Origin of the sequence: Streptomyces sp. NPDC020681 (assembly GCF_044334895.1) — a bacterium.
Taxonomy (GTDB): domain Bacteria; phylum Actinomycetota; class Actinomycetes; order Streptomycetales; family Streptomycetaceae; genus Streptomyces.
This window is the reverse complement of record NZ_JBIRTX010000021.1, coordinates 1-20,107: the sequence shown is the minus strand read 5'-3', so window position 1 is coordinate 20,107 and position 20,107 is coordinate 1. Positions and strand designations below refer to the sequence as shown.

Sequence of the window (20,107 nt, the reverse complement as noted above, 5' to 3'; positions counted from 1 at the left end):
AACCGGTTCAGCGGGCCGCGCGGTTGACGGCGGAGACGACCGCCTTCAGCGATGCGCGCGTGGTGTTGGCGTCGATGCCGATGCCCCACAGCACCTTGCCGTCGATTGCGCACTCGATGTACGACGCGGCCTGCGCGGACGCGCCCTCGCTCATCGTGTGCTCGGTGTAGTCCAGCAGCCGCGCGTCGACGCCGACCGCGTTCAGAGCGTCGAAGAACGCCGAGATCGGTCCGTTGCCCGAACCGGTCAGCACGGTCTCCGTGCCGTCCACGACCGCCTCGACGGTCAGCGTGTCGATGCCGTCGGTGTCGGTCGTGGTCTGGCCGGAACGCAGCTGGATCCGGCCCCATCGAGCCGCGGCGTTGTCCTGGTTGGGCAGGTACTCGTCCTGGAAGACCTGCCAGATGTCCTTCGGCGTGACCTCGCCGCCCTCGCTGTCCGTCTTCGCCTGGATGATCTTCGAGAACTCGATCTGCATCCGGCGCGGCAGGTCCAGCTTGTGGTCGTTCTTCAGGACATAGGCGATTCCGCCCTTGCCCGACTGCGAGTTGACCCGGATGACCGCCTCGTACGACCGGCCCACGTCCTTCGGGTCGATCGGCAGATAAGGCACCGCCCACTCGATCTCGTCTACGGTCTTGCCCTGCGCGGCCGCGTCGGCCTCCAGTGCGTCGAAGCCCTTCTTGATGGCGTCCTGGTGGGAGCCGGAGAAGGCGGTGTAGACCAGATCGCCCGCGTAGGGGTGGCGCGGGTGGATCTCCATCTGGTTGCAGTACTCGCTGGTGCGACGGATCTCGTCGATCTGCGAGAAGTCGATCTGCGGGTCGACGCCTTGGGAGAACAGGTTCATGCCCAGCGTCACCAGGTCGACATTGCCGGTGCGTTCGCCCTGCCCGAACAGGCAGCCCTCGATACGGTCCGCGCCCGCCATGATCGCCAGTTCGGCGGCGGCGACGGCGGTGCCTCGGTCGTTGTGCGGGTGCACGGACAGGCACACGTACTCGCGACGGGACAGGTTCCGCGACATCCACTCGAAGCGGTCGGCGTGCGTGGACGGCGTCGAACGCTCCACCGTGGCAGGCAGGTTGAGGATGATCTCGCGGCCGGCCTCCGGCTGCCACACGTCGCAGACCGCCTCACAGACCTCCAGCGCGAAGTCCAGCTCGGTGTCGGTGAAGATCTCCGGGCTGTACTGGTAGCCGAAGGTCGTCTCCGGGCCCAGCAGCTTCTCGGCGTACTCCATCACCAGCCGCGTGCCGTCCACCGCGATCTGCTTGACCTGCTCCTTCGAGCCGCGGAAGACGACGCGGCGGAACGTCGGCGCGGTGGCGTTGTACAGGTGGACCGTGGCCCGGTGCGCGCCCTTGATGGACTCGACGGTCCGCTCGATCAGCTCCTCGCGGGCCTGCGTCAGGACGGAGATCGTCACGTCCTCGGGGATCGCGCCCTCTTCGATGATGGAGCGTACGAACGCGAAGTCGGTCTCGCCGGAGGAGGGGAAGCCGACCTCGATCTCCTTGTAGCCCATGCGTACGAGCAGGTCGAACATCTCGCGCTTGCGGGCCGGCGACATCGGGTCGATCAGTGCCTGGTTGCCGTCGCGCAGATCGGTCGACAGCCAGCGGGGCGCCTTGGTGATCCGCCGGCCGGGCCAGGTGCGGTCGGGGATGTCCACGGCCTCGTACTGGCCGTACTTGTGGATCGGCATCCCGGACGGCTTCTGAGTGTGGGTCGCATTGGTCACGGGCGTGGGGCGACCGACAGATGTGTCAGACATTTTGCGTAGGGCTCCTCGGGGTCCAGAAGTAGGACGGCCGACGGATCGAAGCAGCACCAGATCCCGCGGGGAGGGGGTCGGCCTACGACTACAGGCCCTCGCCGCGGCAGCTAAGAAGAAGCAGCCCGAAACGCATGATGAGAGGCAGCGTAGCCGAGTGGTGCGGGAACGGCGGTCCCGTATCAGTATGCGGGACGCCCGTCCGGTTACGCCGAAACGTGATGGATCACTCCATTTCGTCAATCATGGTGGCAACTAGTGACAGCTCCATGACCCAGTGCCACATTGCCTGCCATGGCTGACTTCCATCCCACTTTCTGCACCATCGTCCCGCCGCACGTCCTCGACAAGCTGGCGCGTGCCGAGGACCCCGTGCTCTCCGCCCCCGCTCGACACACTCTCGAGGCGGACGCCGCACAGCGCACCCGGCGCCGGCTGACCACCGTGATCGGCGCACCGGCGGCTGTCGCGCCGCGCGGTGCGGCGCCGGAGCAGCCGCAGCGCACCATCCACGACTGCCGGAACCGCACCGAGCTGCCGGGCCAGAAGGTCCGCGGCGAGGGCGACGAGCCGGGCAAGGACGCGACGGTCAACCGTGTGTACGCGGGCCTCGGAGCGACCTTCGAGCTGCTGCTGAAGTCGTACGGCCGCAGCTCGCTCGACGGTGAGGGCCTGCCGCTGACCGCGAGCGTCCACTACGACCAGAAGTACGGGAACGCGTTCTGGGACGGCGAGCAGATGGTCTTCGGCGACGGAGACGGCGAGATCTTCCTCGACTTCTCGATCCCGGTCGATGTGATCGCGCACGAGCTGACGCACGGACTGACGCAGTACACGGCGAATCTGAGCTACTTCGGCCAGCCGGGCGCGCTGAACGAGTCGATGTCGGACGTGTTCGGCTCGCTGGTGAAGCAGTACACGCTCGACCAGACGGCGGAGCAGGCCGACTGGCTGATCGGCGCGGGCCTGCTGGCGCCGCGCGTGACGGGCAAGGCGCTGCGCTCGATGAAGGAGCCCGGCAGCGCGTACGACGACGATGTGCTCGGCAAGGACCCGCAGCCCGGCACGATGGACGACTACGTCCGTACGGGCCGGGACAACGGCGGAGTGCACATCAACTCCGGCATCCCCAATCACGCGTTCTGCCTGGTCGCCGAGCAGCTCGGCGGGAAGGCGTGGGAGCGGGCGGGCCAGGTCTGGTTCGACGTGCTGACCGGCGGGGAGCTGGCCGTGGACGCGGACTTCGCGTCCTTCGCACGGCTGACGGTGGCGGCGGCGCGGACCCGGTTCGGGGACGGCGATGAGCAGGAGGCGGTCCTGAAGGCGTGGTCGCAGGTGGGCGTCCCGGCGACCTGACCGGTCGGGGCTCCGCTCCGGCGGAGCCCCGGGCGTCCGGTTTCGCGCCGCACGGATCCGTACTAGAACGGGACTCATGCGTATTCAGGTACGACGCACCGGCGGCTTCGCCGGGATGGAACGATTCGCCGAGGTCGACACCACCGGCCGGCCCGACGCCTCCGACTGGCACACCCTGGCCAAGGAGGCGGTCGAGGGCGCGCGCGAGACGCCGCCGGTGGGGGTGCCGGACGGGTTCAACTACCACCTCACGGTCGACGAGCACACCGTCTACTGCTCCGATCCCCGGCTGACGGAGGCCCAGCGGAAGCTGATCTCGCTGGTGCTCAACGAAGGCTCCTGACTCTCACGGGTTCCCGGACGCGCCGGGGGCCCCGGGGACGGACGCGGTCGCCGCGTCCGGGCTGTCGCCCAGGCCGACGGCGAAGTCCCGGACGAGTGCGGACAGGGTCTCTTCGGCGGTGTGCGCACCGCCGAAGTAGCCCGCCCGGTCCAACTGGACGAGGCCGTGCAGCTGGCACCACAGCTGCCAGGCGCGCAGGGACTCGTCCCCGTCCCGGAAACGGCCGGCGGCCGTGCAGCGGCGGATCGCGTCGTACGGGACCCGGAGCATCCCGGTGCCCATCGCGCGGTCCTCGTCGGTGAGCGTGAATCCGGCCAGTTGCGACCCGCCGAACATGACGGCGTACACGTCCGGCTCGGCGCGGGCGAACTCCTGGTAGGCGCGGCAGATCGCGTACAGGTCGGCGACCGGGTCGTCGGTGGGAGCGACGAGGTCGGTACGTGTCCTGAAGCGCTCGAACCCTTCCCGCATGACCTCGCGCACCAGCGCGGGCATGGAGCCGAAGTGCGTGTAGACCGCCATGGTCGACGCGCCGACCTCTTTGACCAGGCGCCGGGCGCTCAGCGCGGCGGGGCCCTGTTCGGCGAGGACGCGGGCGGCTGCGTCCAGGAGTCGCCTGCGGACGGAAGCTGCGGCTGCTGCGGCTGACACGGGAGCAGCATAACGCTGTTATCGCGAGCCGCTGCGGCCGACGGCGGACGACGGGAATCCGTCAGGACCGCGGGCGTCCGTCAGAAGCCGAGCTTGCGGAGCTGCCTCGGGTCCCGCTGCCAGTCCTTCGCGACCTTGACGTGGAGGTCCAGGAAGACCGGCGTCCCCAGCAGCGCCTCGATGTGCTTGCGGGACTTCGTGCCGACCTCCTTCAGACGCTTGCCCTTCGGGCCGATGATGATGCCCTTCTGGCTGGGGCGTTCGATGTAGACGTTCGCGTGGATGTCCAGCAGCGGCTTGTCGGCCGGGCGGTTCTCGCGCGGCAGCATCTCCTCGACCACCACCGCGATCGAGTGCGGCAGCTCGTCCCGTACGCCCTCCAGCGCCGCCTCGCGGATCAGCTCGGCGACCATGACCACCTCGGGCTCGTCCGTGAGGTCGCCCTCCGGGTAGAGCGCGGGGCCTTCCGGCAGCAGCGGGATCAGCAGGTCGGCCACCAACTGGATCTGCTTGTCGCCGACCACCGAGACCGGGACGATCTCGGCCCACTCGAAGCCGAGTTCCTTGCCGAGCCGGTCGATCGCGATCAGCTGCTCGGCGAGCGTCTTGGAGTCGACGAGGTCGGTCTTGGTGACGATCGCGACCTTCGGCGTCTTCTTGATGCCCGCCAGCTCCTTGGCGATGAAGCGGTCGCCGGGGCCGAGCTTCTCGTTCGCGGGCAGGCAGAAGCCGATCACGTCGACCTCGGCCCAGGTGGTGCGTACGACGTCGTTGAGCCGCTCGCCGAGCAGCGTGCGCGGCTTGTGCAGGCCCGGGGTGTCGACCAGGATCAGCTGCGCCTCGGGGCGGTGCACGATGCCGCGCACGGTGTGCCGGGTCGTCTGCGGCCGGTTGGAGGTGATCGCCACCTTCTGGCCGACCAGAGCGTTCGTGAGAGTGGACTTGCCCGCGTTGGGACGGCCGACGAAGCAGGCGAAGCCGGCCCGGTGAGGGGCCTCGGAGGACTGGGTAGGAACGCTCATGGCGCCCATTGTCCCTGATGTCAGGCGCCCCTGGGCACGCGCGCCCGGACATGCCGCACTCTGGCCCACACACCCGTGCCCGCCAGCGCGGCTCCGAGGACCGCGGCCACCAGCCACGGCAGAGCGAAGAAGGACGCGCCCGCCGACTCGCGCACGTCCCGCGCGGTGGCCGTGAGCTTCACCTCGCCCCACTCGAGCTGCGGTGCGCCCGACCAGCGTTCGGTGAGCCGGATCTTCTGGCGGGGCAGCAGTTCGGAGGGGATCTTCGTCAGGTCCCGGTGGAGCAGATCGCGGCCGAACAGGCCCTCGGCCTTCAGCGCGACCTTGGGGTTGAGCGTGACATTGCCGCGGTTGTAGAGCGTGTACGAGATCAGTGCGCTGCTCTCGCCGGTGCCGGGGACCAGCGGCTGGTCGTGGCTGAGGGTGACGTCCTCGACGGAGAGCGCGGGCACGGTCGGTCCGTTCACCCGGAGATACACGCGTGCGCCGACGGCCTGCTGGATGCCGACGGCGACGGAGCCGGACGCGGCGGCGATGCGTTCGTCGAGCGCGACGAGCGCGCCGGGGTGGTCGCCGGGCTCGGCTCCTTCCGGGACGGTGAGCGTGTAGGGCACGGTGACCGAGCCGTGCGCGGGGACGCTGACGCGGTCGCGCGCGGGCCTGGCCCAGGCACCGACGCCGCGCTGCTTCTCCTTCGGCGTGCGGACGGCGAAGCCGCCGTCGCGTTCGGTGTTGTACGCGTCGGCCGCGTACAGCCGGAAGGTGAGCGGGGCGGCGGTCTTGTTGGTGACGGTGACCTGGTCGGTCAGGGTCGTGCCGGGGTCGGCGGAGAGATAGAAGTACGGCCGCCTGCCCAGCTCCGAAGAGACCGGATAGACGGACCAGTTGCCGTTGTCGGCGGCGTGAGCGGCCGGAACGCCGAACAGTCCGGACAGCAGTGCGGCGAGGATGACGCAGAGCTTGCGCATGTGCGGAGCCCCCAGGCAGGGAAAGCGGGCCGAGGGGTGCGCCCCGGCCCGCTGGATGATCACGTAAGGGTGAGGGTCAGCACGCCGGCATACGCGCCGGGTGCCGTGAACGCCGGGACGTTCAGCGAGAGCTTCGCGTCCACGGTGAACTCACCGCCGGTGAGCGCCCCGTTGGGGGTCGAGGCGAGCGTCGCGCCCGCGCTGCCGACGGTTCCCGCCGAACCGGCCGCGCAGGTGCTCGGACTGCCCTGCTTGGTGGTGCAGGCCGGCGTCCAGCCGAGCGCGCTCGCGCCGATCGTGCCGCCGGGGCCCGTGAAGTCGGTGACCTTGCCGGTCAGGGACCAGCCCGCGGGGCCGCCGCGGAAGTCCTTGACGGTCACCGTCTGAAGGTCGCCGGTGGACGCACCGCCCGTGCCGAAGTTCACCGCCGAGAGCGCGACGGTGTCACCGGCCTGGGACATGGACAGAGTGCCTGCCGCGACCGAGGAGTTGAGCTTCTGGCTGCCCGCCGGCAGTGGTGTGTCGTCGATGACGGTGTACGCCGCAGGACCCGCGCCCTTCTCCGCGGTCCAGGCACTGCCTTCGTACGCGACGACGCCGGTGGTCGCCTTGTCGTTGACCGTGAGGCGGGCCGTGAAGCCGCCGTTGGCGTCGGACTTGAACGTCATCTTGTCGGCGGTCTCGGCCGCTGCGGCCCGTCCGGCGACGGTGATGTCGGCGAGCGGAGTGAACTTGGCGCCGGTGACGGTGACCCGGTCGCCCACGTTCCCGGAGGCGGTGGCGAGCTGGATGCTGCGTTCATTGGCACCCGGCACGTCCGTGGCGACGATCGTCTCGGAGACGGGCGCGGGCGGACTGATCACGGTGCAGGGGGTGTCCAGCTCCATGATGTAGCTGGTGTGGATGTTGTAGTCGCCGGGCGACAGCGTGATCGAGCCGGGCGCGGTGACCGTGAACGTGCCGGTCATCGAGAACGGCGGGAAAGCGCCCTTGCCGGGCACGGGCGGGTTCTTCTTGGGCCCGGTGACCGTGACGCTGCCGGGCTGCGCGCCGCCGAGCGTGACCTTTCCGGTGGGCGTCATGATGTCGGCCGGGAGCGCGAGGTCGACCGGGTTGCCGGCGGCCGGCTTGCTGACCGTGTAGGTGACCGTGACCGTGTCGCCGACCTTGGGAGCGGCGTTGTCGACGGTGATCTCGGCGGTCGTGGTGCCGTCGATGGGCGGGATGCCCGCGATGGGCGGCGGCACGCAGTGGGTCATGAAGTCGACCGGCGCGGCGGCCGTGGCCAGCGCGTGTGCGGGGCCGGTGAGGGCCCCGGCGCCCGCGGCCAGGGCGAGGACCCCCAGCACGGCGGTCCACCGCCGTCGTCTGACGGCGGACCTGCGGGGTCTTCGGGTGGCTGAAGGCATGACTGCCCCCTTCTGATGTGTGCGGACGCGGCGGCTCTTCCGCGGCGGCAGGGGACATTGACGGGCGGGGGCCTCGAGAAGTCAATGGAATCGAAATGCGCCGTCTGATGACCCATCAGATACTGTCAAGATCCGGACGGCACCCGCCTCAAGATCCTCGTTTCCGCAGGCCGGAAGGGGAACCGGCGCCACCGGAAAGGTGACGCCGGCCAGAGTCCGAGTCAGCGTGCGCGTCCGCTCAGTCGAACACGAACGGTCCCGGCGACTGCGCCGTCGTGGCGTCGCAGCTCACACCAACTCCGAAGATCGTCATCTGCAGCGCCGTGCCGTCGAAGTACGAGTCGAGGCTGTCGCCGGAGGCGACGGTCCCGCTCAGCGGGCCGATGGTCACCGGCGAACCGGCCTCGAGCTCGGGGTTCTTCTTGCCGGTGAACTGGGTGGTGCCGGTGCCGTTCTTGGCGAGCGTGAGCGTCGCGTCGATCTCGTCGGGCCCGACGGCCACGGGGGTCGTCACCGCCGAGGTGAGCGTGATCGTCACCGCCGTGCCGTCCTGCGTCGCGGCCAGCGTCGCCGCGCCGCCGCCCCAGATCCCGCAGTCGTACGTGGCCGTCGCCGAAGCGGGCGCGACGGCCGCCGCGGCCGGGGCGAAGACCAGAGTGGTGACGGCGAGCGCGCCCGCCGCCATGGCCGTGCTGATGCCTAACCTGCTGCCTCGCATTGGTTCCCCTTTCCCGTTGAGGGAGTCGTTGGCAGCCGTACTGCCACCCACCGCGCGGGCATGAGGACATGCGGGCACGGCGCGGCAGGGCTGCATGAAGGGTGTGCGCGGACCGACGGGTGACGAGCTCCACGGGCGGGGTGCGCACGCCACGCGGAAAGAAGGGACGGCCCGCTCGGTGCGGGACCGCGGCTCGGGCCCCGGACCAGGCCGTCCAGCGAATCTGACGGTCCGTCGGTTGCGCTGTTAATTGATGCGTAAACAGCTCACGATTGCAAGGGGAAGTCCCGTGATTCTTAAGGGACGTGGAGATACCGGTGATGCTGCCCCGGCACCTCAGCCGGCGGTGACCGAAGCCTTCAGCAGACCGTCCGGGCCGGCCAGCAGCACGGGCGTGCCGGGCCCGCCGAGGTCACGTACCGCCGCGCGGTCGGCGTCCGACGCCGCGTCGGCCTCGGAGACGACGGCGGCGGCCTCCAGGGACTTGGCGCCGCTGGCGACGGCCATGGCGACCGCGGCCTGCAGCGCGCTCAGCCGGAGCGAGTCCAGCGCCACGGTTCCGGCGACGTAGGTGCGCCCGGTCTCGTCCCGTACCGCCGCGCCCTCCGGCACACCGTTGCGGGCACGTGCGCTGCGTGCCAGCGTGATGATCTTGCTGTCCTCGGGGCCGAGGTTGGTGCTCTGCGTCATGCCCCGAGCATAGATCGGCCGCCCGGAACGGGTCCGGGCGGCCGGTGTCTCTACGTGGTGTCGCTTCGGGGTGTCTCTACGGGCCGTGGGCGATCAGCCCTGGACGCCCTTGACGAACTTGTCGCCGGCGCGCTTGGCCAGGTCGTCGAACGGGGCCGCCTTGGTGGGGTCCGCCGAGCTGTGCGCGAGCCGGACGACGCCGGTGCCCTGGCGGGCCACCAGGAGGTCGCTCGTGAAGTTCACGCCCAGCTCCGGGATCGGCATGGTCATCCGGAACGCGTACGACTCCTCGCCGACCTTGGCGGTGGACAGCTTCGCGATCGTGACGGCCAGCTTCTCGCCCTCGGCGTCGAAGCTCGCCTTGGTGCAGCTCTCCAGCGCGGTGCCGATCGCCTTCACGAAGTCCGCGCCGCCGGTGGCGGGGAAGGTGAAGACATGCTCGCTCAGGCCGCTTTCGTCGCCCTTGCCCTCGAACTCCGCGGCCTGGCCCATCGTCGCGCCGGGGATCTTGTCGGCCATCAGGTCGGCGATCGGCTGGCACTCGGGCTTGTCCGACTTGGGCGCCGGGTCGTCGGTGGAAGTGACCGTGCCGGCCTTCCAGCCGGTCGGCAGGTCCTTGACCTCCAGCGTCGCGGCCTTCATCTGCGCGGCGGTCAGCGGCGTGACCGGCGCCTCGGCCTTGTCGGTGGCCTTGTCGGTGGACTGCTCCTGGCCCGCGGCCGGCTTCTTCTCGTCGTCGGACGAACCGCCGCACGCCGCGGTGAAACACAGCGCGGAGACGGCGACAGCGGCGGCCATGCCGCGGCGCATGCTGGTACGCATATTGTGGTAACTCCCCTGAATCTGACTCAAAGCGCCCTTGCGGGCTCCCTTGGGGAGCTTCCCCCCTCCCCTGTAACGCGCAGAGGATATCCATACGCGGAGGTCAGCCTGCAATCGGATACATCGAGCCGCGCCTGCCCTCCGGGCTCGCCAGCCACTGGAGCTTCTGCGCGGTGTCCGCCTCCGGCAGCGCGGTGTGCATCACGATCGCCAGATCCGGGCGGGCCGGGACCCTCAGCTGTGTCGACTCCATGAACAGCGTCCCGACCAGCGGGTGCTCCATCTCCTTGCTGACCTGGCCGCCGGGTGCGATGTCACGCCGCTCCCACAGCTCGGCGAACTCCTGGCTGACCACCTTTGCTTCCGCGACGATCTGCTGGAAGCCCTCGTCGTCGGGGCACTCGGAGCATGCGGCACGGAACTGTGCGACCACGTCCGGCGCGTTCAGCTCCCAACTCCTCGCGCGTGCCCGGTAGATGGGATCGGTGAAGAAGGCGATCAGACAGTTCTGCACAAGACCGGGCCGCATGCCGAGAACCATGCCGGCCGCCTCGTTGTACATGATCGTGTTCCAGTACGAGTCCATGATGTGCGCCGGGAACGGCATCCACGCGTCGATCAGCCGCCGCAGCCCGGCGCACATGTTGGCATCGCCCGGATCCACCTCGGGCGCGGGCGGGTTGAGCCCGGCCAGCACATAGAGGTGGCGGCGCTCGGCGCTGCTCAGCCGGAGCACCCGGCCCACCGAGTCGAGCACCTGCGGCGAGACCGTGATGTCCCGGCCCTGCTCCAGCCACTGGTACCAGGAGACGCCGACGCCCGCGAGGACGGCGACCTCCTCGCGGCGCAGCCCGGGGGTACGGCGGCGGGCTCCGCCGTCCGGCAGGCCCGCCTCCGTGGGGCTGACCCGCGCACGCCTGCTCATCAGGAACTGGCGCAGCTCACCGAGGCGGTGCGCCTTCATCGCATCGTGCTCGGCCGACGTGGCCACGTACTCCCCCTGTCCGTATGCCTGGTGGTGCCGCCAACAGGATAAGTTCCCGCTCCCCACGGCTGTTCCCGCCGCCGGAGGCTGTCGACCATGGCTATCGACACCTCCGCCCCTACTCCCGGGACGGCCGCTCCGGCACCGCTGACCGGCCGCGCCCGACTGATTCTCTTTGTGCTGTGCGCGGCCCAGTTCATGGTCGCGCTCGACTTCTCCGTACTCAATGTGGCCCTGCCCGTGCTCGGAAAGGACCTGGGGCTCAGCCAGTCGGCACTGCAATGGGCCGTCACCGCCTTCGCGTTGCCGTCCGGCGGCTTTCTGCTGCTGTTCGGCCGGATCGCCGATCTGTACGGGCGGCGCAGGCTGTTCCTGTCCGGACTGGCGCTCTTCGGCGCGGCGTCGGTGCTGGCCGCGCTCGCCTGGGACCCGGCGTCGTTCCTCACGGGCCGCGCGCTGCAAGGGCTCGGCGCCGCGGTCATCGTGCCGACCGGCATGTCCTTGCTGACCACCACGTTTCCCGAAGGGCCGCAGCGGGACCGGGCGTTGGGCATCAGCAGCACGCTGCTGTCGCTGGGCTTCACCATCGGCATGGTGCTGGGCGGCGTGATGACCGACACGCTGGGCTGGCGCTCGACGATGGGCCTGCTGGCCCTGTTCACCCTGATCGTGCTGCCGCTGGCGCCGGGCCTGCTGCCGGAGTCCCGTACGCCGGACCGGCCGCGGCTCGATGTGCCCGGCGCGGTCACCGTCACCGGCGGTCTGCTCGCGGTGATCTACGCCCTGTCCACGGCGGCCGAGCGCGGCTTCGGCGGCACGGACGTACTGGTCACGCTGATCGCCGGTATCGCGCTGCTGATCGTCTTCGGGATCGTCGAGTCGCGCAGCCCGGCGCCGCTGGTGTCGCTGCCGATGCTGCGGCGGCGGACGGTGGCCTGGGGCAATCTCGGCGGTCTGTGACGTTCTCGATGATGAGCACGGTCGTGTTCGTGCTCACGCTGTATCTGCAGGAGACGCTGGGCCTTTCGGCGTTCCGCACAGGGCTGGTCTTCGGCGTCCAGGGCATCGCGTCCGTCGCCGCCGGCGCCTACGCCCCGAAGATCATCGGCCGGCTCGGCGCGCGCCGCACGCTGGTCCTCTCCCTGCTGGGTCAGGGCCTGTTCGGCGCGGCACTGCTGGGCCTGGGCCCGGGATCGGGCGCGGTGCTGGCGACGGTCGCCGTCTCGCTGGCGAGCGTGTGCCATCTGGGCGCGATCATCTCGTACGGGCTGACGGTGACTTCGGGCGTCCCGGACGACGAACAGGGCCTGGCGACGGGTCTGGTCACGACGACGCAGCAGGTGGGGATCACCGTGGGCATCCCGCTGCTGGGGGTGCTCGCGACGACGGGCACATCGCTCTTCGACGGGGTGCGGACGGTGCTGGCGCTGGATGCGGCGATCGTGATGGGAGCGGCGGTACTGGTGGGGCTGGTCCTGCGCCGGTCGAGGGCCGCCTGACGTCAGGCGGCCTGGCCCGGCGTCAGGCCCGGTCGAGGCGCAGCCGCTCCGCCTTCGGGAGGCCCGCCACCACCAGGTCGTACGAGTCCTCGATCAGCTCCCGGACCAGTCGGTCCGGGAGCTCGCCGACCGTCACCGTGTTCCAGTGGCGCTTGTTCATGTGATAGCCCGGGACGATCGCCGGGTGCTCCGCCCGCAGCCGGACCGCGATCTCCGGCTCGCACTTGAGGTTCACCTTGAGCGGCTCGCCGTCCAGCGCGGTGAGGGCGAAGAGCTTGCCGAGCACCTTGAAGACCGAGGTCTCGGGCCCGAACGGGAACTCCTCCACCGACGCGTTGAATTCGAGGCAGAAGGCCTTCAGCTCCTGCGGGGTCATGCCGTCCGTCCCTCCGCGCTCCCGGCCACCGGCTCAGCCAGCACCGTCACGATCTTGTTCCGGCGGCCGGCCGGCGACTCCGCCGTCAGCCGCAGCGTCCGGCCGTCCGGGAGTTCGACCACGGCCGACGCGCCCGCGATCGGCACCCGGCCGAGCGCCTTCGCCAGCAGACCGCCGACCGTCTCCACGTCCTCGTCGTCCAGTTCGTCCAGGCCGTAGAGCTCGCCGAGGTCGCCGATGTCGAGCCGGGCGGTGACCCGGAAGCGGCCGCCGCTGAGATCCTCGACCGGCGGCAGTTCACGGTCGTACTCGTCCGTGATCTCGCCGACGATCTCCTCCAGGATGTCCTCGATGGTGACGATCCCGGCCGTGCCGCCGTACTCGTCGATGACGACGGCGACATGGTTCCGCTTCTGCTGCATCTCGCGCAGCAGATCGCCCGCGTTCTTGGTGTCGGGCACGAAGACCGCGGGCCGCATCGCCGTGGAGACCAGATCGGCCTCGGCGTCGCGGTTGATGTGCGTCTTGCGCACCAGGTCCTTCAGATAGACGACGCCCACTATGTCGTCCTCGTTCTCGCCGGTGACCGGGATGCGCGAGAAGCCGGAGCGCAGCGCGAGCGTCAGCGCCTGGCGGACGGTCTTGTAGCGCTCGATGCAGACCAGGTCCGTGCGCGGCACCATCACTTCGCGTACGAGGGTGTCACCGAGCTCGAACACGGAGTGCACCATCCGGCGCTCGTCGTCCTCGATCAGCGACTCCTGCTCGGCGAGGTCCACCATCGCCCGCAGCTCGGCCTCGGAGGCGAACGGGCCCTTGCGGAAACCCTTGCCCGGGGTGAGCGCGTTGCCGATGAGGATCAGCAACTGCGGGATCGGGCCCATGATCCTGGCGAGCGGCAGCAGGACGTACGCCGCGGCCGTCGCCGTGTTCAGCGGGTGCTGGCGGCCGATGGTGCGCGGCGAGACGCCGACCGCGACGTACGAGACGAGGACCATCACGCCGATGGCGACGGCCAGCGCCTCCCAGGTCTCGGAGAACTCCTGGAGACAGGCGTAGGTGACCAGCACCCCGGCCGCCATCTCGCAGGCCACCCGCACCAGCAGGGCGACATTGAGATAGCGGGTCGGGTCGGCGGCGACCTGCTCCAGCTTCGCCGCGCCGCGCCGGCCGGAGCGTACGGCCTCGGCGGCGCGGAAGCTTGAGGTGCGCGCGATGCCCGCCTCGGCGCACGCCGCCAGCCAGGCGACCACGACCAGCAGAACCGCGCCGAAGACCAGTGGGCCGCTCATGAGACGGTCGGCGCCGGGGACGGACCGGTGAGGCCCTTCTCCGCCCGCCAGCCGTCGATGATCGCCGCCTGGAGGCCGAACATCTCGGCCTTCTCGTCCGGCTCCTCGTGGTCGTAACCGAGCAGGTGCAGCACTCCATGGACCGTCAGGAGCTGGAGCTCCTCGTCCATGGAGTGCTCCGTCGGGGCTTCCTCGCCCTGCCTCTTGGCGACCTCGGGGCAGAGCACGATGTCACCGAGGAGCCCCTGCGGGGGCTCCTCGTCGTCCTTGATGGGCGGGCGCAGCTCGTCCATCGGGAAGGACATGACATCGGTCGGACCGGGCAGGTCCATCCACTGGATGTGCAACTGCTCCATGGCTTCGGCGTCCACGACGATCACCGAGAGCTCGGAGAGCGGGTGGATGCGCATCCGGGCCAGCGCGTAGCGGGCGACGTCGAGAACCGCCTGCTCGTCGACTGCGATCCCGGACTCGTTGTTGACGTCGATCGACATGGCGCTTGGCTACTTCTCTCGGTTCAGTGAGACAGCCCGTTCTGGCCGTCGTACTTCTCGTACGCGTCGACGATACGGCCGACGAGCTTGTGCCGTACGACATCGTGCGATGTGAGACGGGAGAAGTGGACGTCCTCGACGCCCTCCAGGATGCCCTGGACCTGACGGAGACCGCTCTTAGTCCCGCCCGGCAGGTCGACCTGGGTGACGTCGCCGGTGACGACGATCTTCGAGTCGAAGCCGAGCCTCGTCAGGAACATCTTCATCTGCTCGGCGCTGGTGTTCTGCGCCTCGTCGAGGATGATGAACGCGTCGTTCAGCGTCCGGCCTCGCATGTACGCCAGCGGCGCGACCTCGATCGTGCCCGCGGCCATCAGCCGGGGGATCGAGTCGGGGTCGACCATGTCGTGCAGCGCGTCGTACAGCGGGCGCAGATACGGGTCGATCTTCTCGTAGAGCGTGCCGGGCAGGAAGCCGAGCCGCTCGCCCGCCTCGACGGCGGGCCTGGTCAGGATGATCCGGGTGACCTGCTTGGACTGCAGGGCCTGGACCGCCTTGGCCATGGCGAGATAGGTCTTGCCGGTGCCGGCGGGGCCGATCCCGAACACGATCGTGTGCTTGTCGATCGCGTCGACATACCGCTTCTGGTTGAGGGTCTTAGGGCGGATGGTGCGGCCGCGGCTGGAGAGGATGTTCTGGGTGAGCACCTCGGCGGGGGTCTCGGCCGCGCCTTCGCCATTGCCGTTCTCAGTGGCTCTGAGCATGGCGATCGAGCGTTCCACTGCGTCCTCCGTCATCGGCTGCCCGGTGCGGAGCACGAGCATCATCTCGTCGAACAGGCGCTGGATCATTGCGACTTCCGCCGCGTCGCCGACCGCGCTCACCTGATTGCCCCGGACATGGATGTCGGCCGCCGGGAAGGCCTTCTCGATCACGCGCAGCAGGGCGTCACCCGAGCCGAGGACCGTCACCATCGGATGTTTGGCGGGGACGGTGAAGTGGGCTCGCGCCTGCCCCGGCGCCGGGTTCTGGGCTGTGGGTGTCTGAGTCATGGGCCGGCTCTGTGGCCTGCACATACCTCCCGTTGCAGGGTTCTCGCTGCTCGACAACCTCTGGAACACCAAGCGTACGACGCGGCACTGACAAGGCCGAGGGCTTTTTCGCCCGGATGCCGTGCCGCTCGCGCTGCCGCTCGCCCGGAGGCCGGCCGGACACCGGCCCGCGGGTGGCCGGGCACACTCAGGACGGGCTGCGGAAACCGATCGTCGGGACGGCCCTGCGCAGCGGCCACGGCCTGGCCGGCGCGGGCAGCAGCGCCTCCAGGAAGGCGTACCGCCGCAGCGCGGCCGGGTCCTGGTCGTCCACGCCCTGGACGTGCTGCCACCAGGCCGCGATCTCCGACCAGGAGGGGGACGAGAGCGACCCGCCGAACTCCTGCACCGACAGCGCGGCCGTCAGTCCTGCCAGGGCCAGGCGGTCGGCGAGTGGCCAGCCGGCCAGCGTCCCGGTGACGTATCCGGCCACGAAGACGTCGCCGGCGCCTGTCGGGTCGAGCGCCTCCACCTCGATGGCCGGAACCTGTGCGGTTTCGCCGGTCGCGCCGTCCACGGCGTACGCGCCTTCGGCACCGAGCGTGACGACGGCGAGCGGAACGCGCTCGGTCAGCGCGTGCGCCGCGGCCCGCGGGCAGTCGGTGCGTGTGTAGCGCATCGCCTCCTCCGCGTTCGGCAGAAAGGCCTCGCAGTGCTCCAGGTCGGCGAGGTCGGCCGGGTCCCAGCGGCCGCTCTCGTCCCAGCCGACGTCGGCGAAGACACGGGTGCCGGTGCCGGCGGCCTGGGCGATCCACTCGGCGCGGCCGGGCGTGAGTGAGGCGACGGCGGCCCGGGCGGGCGGCGGGCACTCGGGCGCGGGCTCGGGCGGCGGTGCTTCGTGCCCGTGCGAGACCATGGTCCGCTCGCCCTCGTACGCCATGGAGACGGTGACGGGCGAGTGCCAGCCGGGCACGGTGCGGGACAGCGACAGGTCGATGCCCTCGCCCTGTTCGAGCGCGTCCCAGCAGTACTCGCCGTAGTGGTCGTCCCCGAACGCGGCGGCGAGCGAGGTGCGCAGGCCGAGCCGGGCGAGCGCGGTGGCCATGTTGGCGACGCCGCCCGGGCTCGATCCCATGCCGCGGGCCCAGGACTCGGTGCCGCGGACGGGAGCCGAGTCCAGGCCGGTGAAGATGATGTCGAGGAAGACACTGCCGGTGAGGTAGACGTCGCAGTCCGGATCGCCGGGGGCACGCAGGGCGGCGAGGGGGTCCAGGCAGGTGGGCCCCCCGCCGTCCGCCTGCTCTCCGTAACGAGTGCTCACCGTGCCGCTCCCCATATGTGGTGCAGATCAGGACAGTCTGCCTGATGTGCCGGGAAGCGGCGGGGTGCGGCACGTGGCCGCCGGCCGGGCTACCAGCGCGGCACGGGAGGCGCCGTCCAGCCGGGCTCGGCCACCCGCATGGCCGCCGCGTCGTCGCGGTCGCGCATCGTCCCGTCGTCGTCCAGCCACCGCCGGTGCAGGCGGGCCAGCTTCACGCGGTCGAGTTCGACGCCGAGGCCCGGCAGATCGCTCACCGCGAGGCGGCCGTCCTTGAATTCGAGGCGTTCGGTGATCACGTCCTCGGTCTGCCACGGGTAGTGGCTGTCGCAGGCGTAGTCCAGGTTGGGCACGACCGCGGCGACATGGGTCATCGCGGCCAGGCTGATACCCAGGTGGGTGTTGGAGTGCATGGACAGGCCGACGCCGAACGTGCGGCAGATCGCGGCCAGTTCACGGGTGTTGCGCAGCCCGCCCCAGTAGTGGTGGTCGCAGAGCACGACCTGCACGGCCCCGCGGGCGAACGCCTCCGGGATCTCCGCGAACGTGGTGACGCACATGTTGGTGGCCAGCGGCACCTCGGTGGCGGCGGCGACCTGCGCCATCCGCTCGGTGCCGCTCGCCGGGTCCTCCAGGTACTCCAGCACGTCCGCGAGCTCCGCGGCGACCCGCAGCGATGTCTCCACCGACCAGGCCCCGTTCGGGTCGAGCCGCAGCGGCCGGCCCGGGAAGGCCGCCGCGAGCGCGCGGACCGCGGCGATCTCCTCGTCGGGCTCGAAGACGCCGCCCTTGAGCTTGAAGGAGCCGAAGCCGTACTCGCGCGCGAAGCGCCGGGCCTGCGCGACGACGCCTGCCGGGTCGACGGCCGCGCCCCAGTCGTCCGGCTCGCCCGCGCCGCCCGGGTGCTCGGCCCAGCGGTAGAAGAGATAGGCGCTGTAGTCCACGGCGTCGCGGACCTTGCCGCCGAGCAGCGCGTGCACCGGCAGCCCGAGCGCCTTGCCGAGCGCGTCGAGCAGCGCGACCTCGAAGCCGGAGACCACCGAGAGCCGCAGCTTGTCGGAGGTCTGCACGCCGCGCAGTCCTCCGGCGTCGACCGCGTCCGCGCCGGTGGCCTCGGACGAGTCCGGGCACACCAGGTCCGCGAGCTGGTGCAGCCCGTTCACGTCGCCGACCCGGAAACCGGGCAGCGCGTCCGCCAACGGGGCCGCCAGGTCGAGGTACTTGGTGTCGCCGTACGTCTCGCCGACGCCGGTGATCCCGTCGGCGGTGACCACCTCGACGATCAGCCGCGGAGTGTACGGCTGGTGCACGCCCTGGGTGTTGAGCAGCGGCGGGTCGGCGACGAGGATCGGGGTGAGACGTACCTCGGTGATCGTCAGGTCCTGCGTCATGCCGTGGCTCCTACCAGGTCGAGTCCGTCTGCGAGCAGAGCTTCGAGGTCCGCGAGATCGTCGGGGCCGGGTTCGGTGAGCGGCGGGCGGACCGGCCCCACCGGCTTACCACGCAGCCGGGCCGCCGCCTTGACCAGCGAGACGGCATATCCGGGCACCCGGTCGCGCAGCTCCACCAGCGGTACGTAGAAACCGCGCAGCAACCGCTCGACCGCGGCATCGTCGCCGTCGCGGTGTGCGGCGAAGAAGGCGTCGGCGATCTCGGGCGCGAAGGCGTGGACGGCGGAGGAGTACGCGCTCACGCCGATGGAGGCGTACTGCCGTGCCTGGATCTCCGCGGTGGCCGCGCCGTTGAAGAACAGGAACCCCTCGGGTGCGGCGAGACGCTGCCGCTGCACCAGGTCGAGGTCGCCGTGGCCGTCCTTGAGCCCGATGACGCCGGGCAGCTGGGCGATGCGGCGTACGGACGCGGCGGAGTAGGCGACCTGGTCGCGCTGGTAGGCGATCAGCGGCAGCCGGGTGGCTCCGGCGACCTTGCGCAGCTGCTCGACGAGTCCGTCCTGCGGGCCGCGCACCAGATAGTGCGGCAGCACCAACGCGGCGTCCGCACCCGCCTGTTCGGCGATCCGCGCGAAGCGGGCGGCCTGCGCCCAGCCGTAGCCGATGCCCGCGACGACGGGCAGCCGGCCGTCGGCGGCGGCCGCCACGGCGGCGGTGACGACCTCGCGGTACTCGTCCTCGTCGAGAGAGAAGAACTCGCCGGTGCCGCAGGCGGGGAAGAGCGCGCCGGGTGCGGTGGCGGCCTGCGCCGCGAGGTAGTCGCGGTAGCCGTCGCGGTCGAGTCCGCCGTCGGCGCGGAAGCTGGTGAGCGGGAAGGAGAGTACGCCGCGTGCCATGCCGTCGCGCAGCCGCGTGACGACGTCCACTTCCGTGCCTTGATACATACCGTCTCCCTATGTAGATGACGTACACGGATGAGAACTGAGATTAGATACGCGGACGAGGGCCGTCAATGGGACCCGGCGGGCCGCATACGATCGGCGCATGCCGGAGACGGAGTCGGAAGCGCAGCTGGAAACGGGGACGGAGACCGGCGGCGTACGCGAGGTGAAGTCGGCGGCCCGCACCGTCGAACTGCTCGAACTCCTGGCGGCCCGCGGCGACCGCCCGGCGCGGCTGCGCGAGCTGGCCGAGGAGCTGGGCGTGCCGCGCAGCTCCATGTACGCGCTGCTGCAGACGCTCATCGACCGCGGCTGGGTCCGCACCGATGTCACCGGCTCGCTCTATGGCATCGGCATCCGCGCGTTGCTCACCGGCACCAGCTATCTCGACAGCGATCCGTGGGTGCGGGCCGCGCGCCCCTTCCTCGACGAGGCCTCCGACGCGCTCGGCGAGACGATTCATCTCGCGCGGCTGGACGGCGGGGACGTCGTCTATCTCGCGACCCGCGAATCACATGAGTACCTGCGCACCTTCAGCAGGGTGGGCCGCCGGCTGCCGGCGCATGCGGGCGCGCTGGGCAAGGCACTCCTCGCCGAACGGCCGGACGCCGAACTCCCGCTGCCCGAAGGCGAGTTGGAGCGCCTCACACCCAACACCCGTACCGACAGGGCCGCCCTCACCGCCGATCTCGCGGCGATCCGCGAACGCGGCTACTCCGTCGACCGCGAGGAGGGCGTGCTCGGCATCGTGGGCTTCGGCTTCGCACTGCGCCACGACGACCCGGCGACGGACGCGATCAGCTGCTCGGTGCCGGTGGCGCGGCTGACGCAGGAGCACGAGAGGCAGATCGTCGCGGTGATGCGGGAGATCCGCGCGAAGATCGAGTCGACGGCCCCGGCGCGGGCGGCGGGCTCCCCGGAGTGGCGCGCCTAGGGCCTTTCGTCTGGATCAGGCCGGATGAGTGAGCGGGCTCTGGTGCCGTGGATCGCAAGGCGGAGGAGGGAGGCATGGCGGAGCCATGCC

19 protein-coding genes and 1 pseudogene are annotated in these 20,107 nt (G+C 70.5%); 4 read left to right on the top strand and 16 right to left on the bottom strand.

Translation table 11 applies throughout. The annotated features are described in order from the left end of the window. Window positions 1-7 precede the first annotated feature (7 nt). The gene (gene leuA / locus ACH4YL_RS33680) at window positions 8-1,777 is read right to left on the bottom strand and encodes a 2-isopropylmalate synthase (protein WP_398511309.1); all 1,770 of its coding nucleotides are present in this window, start codon (window positions 1,775-1,777) and stop codon (window positions 8-10) included. Between the two features lie 294 nt (window positions 1,778-2,071). Between leuA and ACH4YL_RS33675 the strand changes: the two genes are divergently transcribed. Together ACH4YL_RS33675 and ACH4YL_RS33670 are read left to right on the top strand one after the other, a co-directional pair. Beyond that, on the top strand, window positions 2,072-3,133 hold the full coding sequence (locus ACH4YL_RS33675; RefSeq protein ID WP_398511308.1) for a M4 family metallopeptidase: 1,062 nt from the start codon (window positions 2,072-2,074) through the stop codon (window positions 3,131-3,133). 76 nt (window positions 3,134-3,209) lie between these two features. After that, window positions 3,210-3,476: a protealysin inhibitor emfourin gene (locus ACH4YL_RS33670; RefSeq protein WP_398511307.1), complete on the top strand. Its 267-nt coding sequence runs from the start codon at window positions 3,210-3,212 to the stop codon at window positions 3,474-3,476. Between the two features lie 3 nt (window positions 3,477-3,479). Here ACH4YL_RS33670 and ACH4YL_RS33665 read toward each other — a convergent pair whose 3' ends face one another. The 8 genes from ACH4YL_RS33665 to ACH4YL_RS33630 all read right to left on the bottom strand — a co-directional run bounded on the left by ACH4YL_RS33665 (window position 3,480) and on the right by ACH4YL_RS33630 (window position 10,720). Next, window positions 3,480-4,127, bottom strand: coding sequence for a TetR/AcrR family transcriptional regulator (locus ACH4YL_RS33665; RefSeq protein WP_398511306.1), 648 nt, complete (start codon window positions 4,125-4,127; stop codon window positions 3,480-3,482). A gap of 80 nt (window positions 4,128-4,207) precedes the next feature. Beyond that, window positions 4,208-5,149, bottom strand: coding sequence for a GTPase Era (gene era, locus ACH4YL_RS33660; protein ID WP_398511305.1), 942 nt, complete (start codon window positions 5,147-5,149; stop codon window positions 4,208-4,210). A gap of 20 nt (window positions 5,150-5,169) precedes the next feature. Further along, the gene (locus ACH4YL_RS33655) at window positions 5,170-6,117 is read right to left on the bottom strand and encodes a WxL protein peptidoglycan domain-containing protein (RefSeq protein WP_398511304.1); all 948 of its coding nucleotides are present in this window, start codon (window positions 6,115-6,117) and stop codon (window positions 5,170-5,172) included. A 59-nt stretch (window positions 6,118-6,176) separates the two neighbouring features. After that, a complete protein-coding gene (locus tag ACH4YL_RS33650; protein WP_398511303.1) occupies window positions 6,177-7,526 on the bottom strand; it encodes a beta-xylosidase in 1,350 nt (449 codons plus the stop codon). A gap of 238 nt (window positions 7,527-7,764) precedes the next feature. After that, window positions 7,765-8,244 (bottom strand): hypothetical protein, encoded by a 480-nt coding sequence (locus ACH4YL_RS33645; RefSeq protein ID WP_398511302.1) that lies wholly within the window; start codon window positions 8,242-8,244, stop codon window positions 7,765-7,767. Between the two features lie 336 nt (window positions 8,245-8,580). After that, window positions 8,581-8,934 (bottom strand): cytidine deaminase, encoded by a 354-nt coding sequence (locus ACH4YL_RS33640; RefSeq protein ID WP_398511301.1) that lies wholly within the window; start codon window positions 8,932-8,934, stop codon window positions 8,581-8,583. 93 nt (window positions 8,935-9,027) lie between these two features. After that, window positions 9,028-9,756, bottom strand: a complete 729-nt coding sequence (locus tag ACH4YL_RS33635) for a hypothetical protein (RefSeq protein ID WP_398511300.1) — start codon at window positions 9,754-9,756, stop codon at window positions 9,028-9,030. Between the two features lie 103 nt (window positions 9,757-9,859). Next, window positions 9,860-10,720 carry a helix-turn-helix transcriptional regulator gene (locus tag ACH4YL_RS33630; protein ID WP_398511397.1) on the bottom strand — a complete coding sequence of 287 codons (861 nt, stop codon included), beginning with the start codon at window positions 10,718-10,720 and terminating at the stop codon, window positions 9,860-9,862. Between the two features lie 117 nt (window positions 10,721-10,837). Here ACH4YL_RS33630 and ACH4YL_RS33625 point away from each other — a divergent pair. Next, window positions 10,838-12,240, top strand: a pseudogene (locus ACH4YL_RS33625) (MFS transporter). Between the two features lie 22 nt (window positions 12,241-12,262). Here ACH4YL_RS33625 and ACH4YL_RS33620 read toward each other — a convergent pair. From ACH4YL_RS33620 to ACH4YL_RS33590, 7 genes are all read right to left on the bottom strand, one after another. Continuing rightward, window positions 12,263-12,616, bottom strand: coding sequence for an MmcQ/YjbR family DNA-binding protein (locus ACH4YL_RS33620; RefSeq protein WP_398511299.1), 354 nt, complete (start codon window positions 12,614-12,616; stop codon window positions 12,263-12,265). Next, window positions 12,613-13,908, bottom strand: a complete 1,296-nt coding sequence (locus ACH4YL_RS33615; RefSeq protein ID WP_398511298.1) for a hemolysin family protein — start codon at window positions 13,906-13,908, stop codon at window positions 12,613-12,615. The genes ACH4YL_RS33620 and ACH4YL_RS33615 overlap by 4 nt, the downstream gene beginning before the upstream one ends. Beyond that, window positions 13,905-14,402, bottom strand: a complete 498-nt coding sequence (ybeY, locus tag ACH4YL_RS33610) for an rRNA maturation RNase YbeY (RefSeq protein ID WP_398511297.1) — start codon at window positions 14,400-14,402, stop codon at window positions 13,905-13,907. The genes ACH4YL_RS33615 and ybeY overlap by 4 nt, the downstream gene beginning before the upstream one ends. A 23-nt stretch (window positions 14,403-14,425) precedes the next feature. Further along, on the bottom strand, window positions 14,426-15,454 hold the full coding sequence (locus tag ACH4YL_RS33605) for a PhoH family protein (protein WP_398511296.1): 1,029 nt from the start codon (window positions 15,452-15,454) through the stop codon (window positions 14,426-14,428). A gap of 187 nt (window positions 15,455-15,641) precedes the next feature. After that, window positions 15,642-16,769: a carbohydrate kinase family protein gene (locus ACH4YL_RS33600; RefSeq protein ID WP_398511295.1), complete on the bottom strand. Its 1,128-nt coding sequence runs from the start codon at window positions 16,767-16,769 to the stop codon at window positions 15,642-15,644. A 74-nt stretch (window positions 16,770-16,843) separates the two neighbouring features. Continuing rightward, window positions 16,844-18,142: a glucarate dehydratase family protein gene (locus tag ACH4YL_RS33595; RefSeq protein ID WP_398511294.1), complete on the bottom strand. Its 1,299-nt coding sequence runs from the start codon at window positions 18,140-18,142 to the stop codon at window positions 16,844-16,846. Continuing rightward, window positions 18,139-19,086, bottom strand: a complete 948-nt coding sequence (locus ACH4YL_RS33590) for a 5-dehydro-4-deoxyglucarate dehydratase (RefSeq protein WP_398511293.1) — start codon at window positions 19,084-19,086, stop codon at window positions 18,139-18,141. The genes ACH4YL_RS33595 and ACH4YL_RS33590 overlap by 4 nt, the downstream gene beginning before the upstream one ends. Window positions 19,087-19,186: 100 nt before the next feature. On the opposite strand from ACH4YL_RS33590, the gene ACH4YL_RS33585 reads away from it, so the two are divergent. After that, window positions 19,187-20,017: an IclR family transcriptional regulator gene (locus tag ACH4YL_RS33585; RefSeq protein ID WP_398511292.1), complete on the top strand. Its 831-nt coding sequence runs from the start codon at window positions 19,187-19,189 to the stop codon at window positions 20,015-20,017. Window positions 20,018-20,107 lie beyond the last annotated feature (90 nt).